Source organism: Dietzia sp. SYD-A1 (assembly GCF_015356725.1).
In the GTDB taxonomy this organism is placed as follows: domain Bacteria; phylum Actinomycetota; class Actinomycetes; order Mycobacteriales; family Mycobacteriaceae; genus Dietzia.
This window is the reverse complement of the sequence record NZ_JADDKI010000168.1, coordinates 1-5,107: the sequence shown is the minus strand read 5'-3', so window position 1 is coordinate 5,107 and position 5,107 is coordinate 1. Positions and strand designations below refer to the sequence as shown.

General features: G+C 69.6%; 4 protein-coding genes and 1 tRNA gene. 4 read left to right on the top strand and 1 reads right to left on the bottom strand.

From position 1 onward, the window contains the following. From IY392_RS07840 to IY392_RS07830, 3 genes are all read left to right on the top strand, one after another. Positions 1–1,129, top strand: a 1,129-nt coding sequence (locus IY392_RS07840; protein ID WP_194860903.1) for an MmgE/PrpD family protein, incomplete at its 5' end; no start/stop codon positions are given. Continuing rightward, a complete protein-coding gene (locus tag IY392_RS07835; RefSeq protein WP_194860902.1) occupies positions 1,126–2,541 on the top strand; it encodes an MmgE/PrpD family protein in 1,416 nt (471 codons plus the stop codon). The genes IY392_RS07840 and IY392_RS07835, both read left to right, overlap by 4 nt. A 133-nt stretch (positions 2,542–2,674) precedes the next feature. After that, entirely contained in the window at positions 2,675–3,790 is a 1,116-nt protein-coding gene (locus tag IY392_RS07830; protein WP_194860901.1) for a pentapeptide repeat-containing protein, read from the top strand. An 89-nt stretch (positions 3,791–3,879) separates the two neighbouring features. Here the strand turns inward: IY392_RS07830 and IY392_RS07825 are convergent. Beyond that, positions 3,880–3,956: transfer RNA gene (locus IY392_RS07825), tRNA-Leu, on the bottom strand. A gap of 79 nt (positions 3,957–4,035) precedes the next feature. On the opposite strand from IY392_RS07825, the gene IY392_RS07820 reads away from it, so the two are divergent. Beyond that, positions 4,036–5,107: 5'-3' exonuclease H3TH domain-containing protein (locus IY392_RS07820; RefSeq protein ID WP_309234031.1), on the top strand; the 1,072-nt coding region annotated here is incomplete at its 3' end.

The following is a 5,107-nucleotide window of genomic DNA, read 5'->3' as shown; positions in this document are numbered from 1 at the left end:
GGCCGCGGCGGCGAACGCCGTCGCGGCAGGATGGGACGAGCTGGACGAGGGGTACCGGCCCGCGACGTGTCATGGAGGGCTGTACGCCATTCCCGCCGCGATGGCCGAGGCCGAGGTCACCGATGCGTCGGTCGACGACCTTCTCAATGCGGTGGTCGTCGGCTATGAGGTCGCCACGGCGGTGGCCAGGGGGTTTCCCGCACCTCGTCCGCTGACCCTGCATCCGCACGCCACTCTGTCGCCGATCGGCGCCGCCGCGGCGGTGACCTGGCTCAGGACGCGGAGCGGTGGGGCCGTCCTCGGCGCGGTGGACGCGGCGGCCACCATGAGCATGGCCGGGCCGTTCCGTCACGCCACGGTGGGAGCCCAGGTCCGCAACGTCTGGGCCGGGGGAGGAGCGGTGCTGGGATTCCTCGCCTCCGACGCCGCCGCAGCCGGCCTCCGCGGAGACGCCGTCACGCTGTTCGACGTCTTCGGTTCGACCTACGGGCAGAGCGTCGATCCCGCAGAGCTGGCATCCGAGCGCGACTCATGGGCCATCATCGACGGTTACCACAAACGGTACGCCGCCTGTCAGTACACCCACGCGGCCCTCGAGTGCGCGCTGGAGATCACCGGCGGAGCGCCGCTTCCGTCCCCCGACGAGGTGGCGGCGATCGAGGTGGCCACCCATCCGCTGGCGATGGCCCTCGACGACCGCGCCCCGACCACGGCCCTGGGTGGCAAGTTCTCCGTTCCGCACGTCGTCGCGGCGGTCCTGGCGTCCGGGTCCGGTGACGCCCGCGTCTTCGCCTCCGGCGGTCTGGGCGACCCCACTGTCGCGGCACTGCGTGATCTAGTCCAGCTGACGCCGTACGACCCCCTGCCGGAACCGCCCCACGACCGTCCCGCCAGGGTGACGGTCCGATACACCGACGGGTCGCGGCGAGACGCCGAATGCCTCAGCGCCGTCGGCGGTCCGGACAGGCCATTGGGCGAGGCCGAGGTGCTACAGAAGGCGGCGGACCTCACGTCCAGGCACCTTCCCGACTTCGCCGGCGTCGCCGCGCAGATCGTCAACGGCGAGGTGGCGGGGAACGCACCGTGGTCAGCAGTCTTGACCTCACTCCTCCCGGAGGCCTGTCGATGAACTCGAACGTGAATCCTGTGCTCGACGGCGGACTGACGCTGTCGGAGAAGCTGGTGGCAGCGGCCGCGGAGGCGATGACCTCGGTCCCCGACCCCGTCCTGGCGTCCGCCAGGCTCCATCTGCTCGACAGCCTGGGCGTCGGGATCCTGGGATCCGTCAGCGGTCCTGTCAGGACAGTCACCAGCATCGCCGACTCGTCCGGTCACGGCCCCTGCACCGTCCTCGGACGACAGGACGGCGCACCGGCCCCGGTCGCGGCTCTGGCCAACGGTGCCCTCATCCACTCCCTGGAGTTCGACGACACCCACGTCGCCTCGGTGATGCACGGGAGTTCGACCCTGACGTCGGCGGCGCTGGCCGCGGCCGAGTCCAGTGGCGCGGACGGCGACCGGATGACCGCCGCCTATGCCGTCGGGTGGGAGGTCCTCATCCGGATGGGCCTGGCCAGCCCGGGAACGCTGCAGTCCCGCGGCTTCCAGACCACGAGCGCCGCCGGCCCGTTCGCCGCCGCACTGGTGTCGATCCTGATCCGAGGGGACACGGATAACGGCGCCGACGCCCTAGGCATCGCCGGCAGCCAACCCGGCGGAACGTTCGCCTTCCTCGCGGAGGGGGCGACGGTCAAGGCCGCACAGCCGGCGTGGGCCGCACATTCGGGACTGTGGGCGGCGGAGCTCGCCCGGGCGGGGATCACCGGGCCGTCGAGAGTTCTCGACGGCGACCACGGCTTCTACACCTTGTTCGCGGACGATCCCGAGGCGCCGGCCAGGCTCGACGTGCTGCTGGGCGACCTCGGTGACAAATGGCATCTCCCGGACGCCGCGTACAAGCTGATCCCGTGTTGTCACTTCATCCATCCGTTCGTGGAGGCCGTCGAACAGTTACTCGAGGAGGGCCTCCGGCCGGCCGACATCGACAGTCTCCATTGTCACGTCCCCACCGGGGCCGCACCGGTGATCGCCGAACCGTGGGGTGCCAGACAGTCACCCCCGAGCGGACACGACGCGCGGTGGAGCCTCCCGTACGTCCTCGCGGCTCGGTTGGTGGACGGCGAGGTCAGGAACTCCCTGTTCACCGACCCGATCGGTGGGCAGCGGGCGGCCGTTGCAGGCCGGATGACCTACGAGCTCTGGGATGATTCCGGGTTCCCCGCCCGGTACCCGGCTCGTGTCGACGCGCGGACCACAGACGGTCGGGTGCTCACGGCAACGGTCCGCGACGCCCTCGGAGGGGCCGGGCGGCCGGTCCCCGAAGAGGCGATCCGCGCGAAGGCCGACCGGAACCTGCGTCTGGCGGGCTGGACGGCGGACGAGGCCGCGGGGTTGATCGAACTGCTCGTGGACACCCCGTCCCTCGATCTCCCCGCGCTGAGTGCCCGGTTACGGGGGGCGGACGGGGCCGGCCACCGGTAGCCGTCCACGCAGCGCCGCCCGGCCTCGTCGTCCAGTCGAGTAACGCTCATGAATCCGCGAGATCCGTGGTAACCATTGGCGTAGTCACGGGGGTCTTCCCCGGTCGAGGGCCAGAGCGTCAGGAATCCCACCGATGTCCACGTCTGTCATTAGCTTCGGGTCGGTATCAGGGCGGGGCGCACTACGGGTGGGCGTCGTGGCGCTCGTCGTCGCGGCGGGTCTCTGGCCTGCGCTGCCCGCGGCGTATGCCGCTCCGGCGGACCCGATTGTGGACAGCAGCGGTGTCACCGTCCCCGGGTGCACCCTGCCCTATGTCCGAGGCGTGAACGCCAGTTGCTTCGGTGCGGACCTGAGTGGCTACGACCTCTCCACCCCACCGTTCGTCGACGTGCTCTGGGTGAGTGGAGAATTCGAACGCGTGAACATGGAGGGGCGCGCATTCCCCGTAGGCACCGATTTCTCCGGTGCTGATCTGGCTGCCGCGAATCTGCGATCGGTCTCCGCCGTCGGCGCGTACTTCAACAATGCCGGTATGCAGATGCTGGACGCGACGGGTGCAGTCCTCACCGGCGCCCGGTTGTGGCAGACCAATGCACGGGACGCGACATTCGCTGACGCGGATCTGACCAACGCGCAGTTCAACATGGCCGACCTGACGGGTGCGGACTTCACGGGCGCGGATCTGACGGGTGCGAGGATCTACGCCGATGTCACAGGCGCGATCTTCACCGACGCCATCGGGGTTGACCTGGCTGGTTCCACCGGGACGCCGCTCGCAGGCCCTCCCGGGTACACGCCTCCGCCTCCGCCCCCGGCGCCGGACAGCGGACCGATTGCACTGGCAGCAACGGCGGAGAAGGGGTACGCCGCGTGGTCGCTGAAGACCACCTGGACGAACAAGTCCAGCACCTCATCGTTCGAGTGCTCCTTCGAAGCCCGCCCGACCGACGCGGAGGGCAACTACACCGGCCTCGCCCCGTATCCGGGGCCGACCGTCACCGTCTCGCCGAACAGTTCGGTCGAGTTGGTGCAGAACGCGGGGGTCGGTCCGCTCGGTATCGAGTGGCAGTGTGAAGGCGGGGACGGGACCACGGACAGTCGGTTGTTGGCCACGACCTACTACCTGGGGCTCGTGCCACCCACCCAGGTGACGATTCCTGAGCCCGGCCCCGATCTCTCCGAGCCGCCGCCCGTGGGTCCGGAACCCGGATCCGGATCGTCGGTTCTGGCACTGTTCGGACGCAGCTAGGTTGGAGAATGCGTGCTCCCCGGAGGGGTTCGACGGAGATCTTCGTTGCCTCACACCAGCCGATAACGTCGGAGTGAGCTGCGGCGTAGTGGTGCCCCCGGTCGGACTCGAACCGACACTGGACGGGTTTTGAATCCGTTGCCTCTGCCAATTGGGCTACGGGGGCGATCGCGGCGAGCCGCTGGTGGAGGAGTCTAACCGACGACCGGTGAGCGGCTGTCCGACGCCCGCCCTAGAGTGGCCGTGTGAGCACCACGAGCCAGACCGCCGAAGCCAGTTCCGCCGCAGCCACCGCGTCCAGCGACGCCTCCGAGGCGCAGGGCCCCACCCGTCTGTTGCTCCTCGACGGGCACTCGCTGGCGTTCCGTGCGTTCTACGCCCTTCCTGCAGAGAACTTCTCCACGGCCTCCGGGCAGCACACCAACGCGGTCTACGGCTTCCTGTCGATGGTCGCCAACCTGGTCACCACAGAGGAACCCACCCACCTGGCGGTGGCGTTCGACGTCTCCAGGGCGACCCTGCATCGGACGGCCGAGTACCCGGAGTACAAGTCCACGCGTTCGACGGCTCCCGAGGAGTTCAAGGGACAGGTCGAGTTGATCCAGGAGGCGCTGGTGGCACTCGGGGTCCGCACGCTGTCCCTGGAAGGGCACGAGGCCGATGACATCATCGCGACCCTGGCCACCCAGGCGACCGGTGCCGAGACGCTCATCTGCACCGGTGACCGCGACGCGCTGCAGCTGGTCTCCGAGGAGGTGACCGTGCTCTACCCGGTCAAGGGGGTCTCGGAGCTCGCCCGATTCACCCCGGACGCGGTGGAGGCCAAGTACGGGGTGACCCCCGCGCAGTACCCCGATGTCGCCGCGCTGCGCGGCGACACCTCCGACAACCTCCCCGGTGTGCCCAAGGTGGGCGACAAGACAGCGGCGAAGTGGATCGTCCAGTACGGCAGCCTGTCGGAACTCATCGCGCACGCAGATGAGGTCAAGGGCAAAGTGGGGGAGAGCTTCCGCGAACACCTCCCGCAGGTGCAGCTCAACCGTCGCATCACCGAACTGACCCGGGACCTCGACCTCGGCGTTCAGTTGGATGAACTCACCCGGCGTCTGCCCGAGCGGGCGGACGTCAACGCCCTGTTCGACCGGCTGGAGTTCGGCCCCCAGGCTCGAGACCGCTTCCTCTCGGCGTTCCTCCCGGAGGGCGCACCCGAGCCGGTGTCGGAGATCGAACTCGAGCAGGCCGCGGTCCTCCGCGCGGGTGAGGTCTCGGACTGGCTCGCCGCGCACGCGCCGGCCGGCAGCCGGCACGGCCTCGTCG

What these genes read in the sequence shown, in the direction of transcription:
- IY392_RS07835 (WP_194860902.1), top strand. Translation starts at nt 1,126, where the DNA reads ATGAACTCGAACGTGAATCCTGTGCTCGACGGCGGACTGACGCTGTCG.
- IY392_RS07830 (WP_194860901.1), top strand. Translation starts at nt 2,675, where the DNA reads ATGTCCACGTCTGTCATTAGCTTCGGGTCGGTATCAGGGCGGGGCGCA.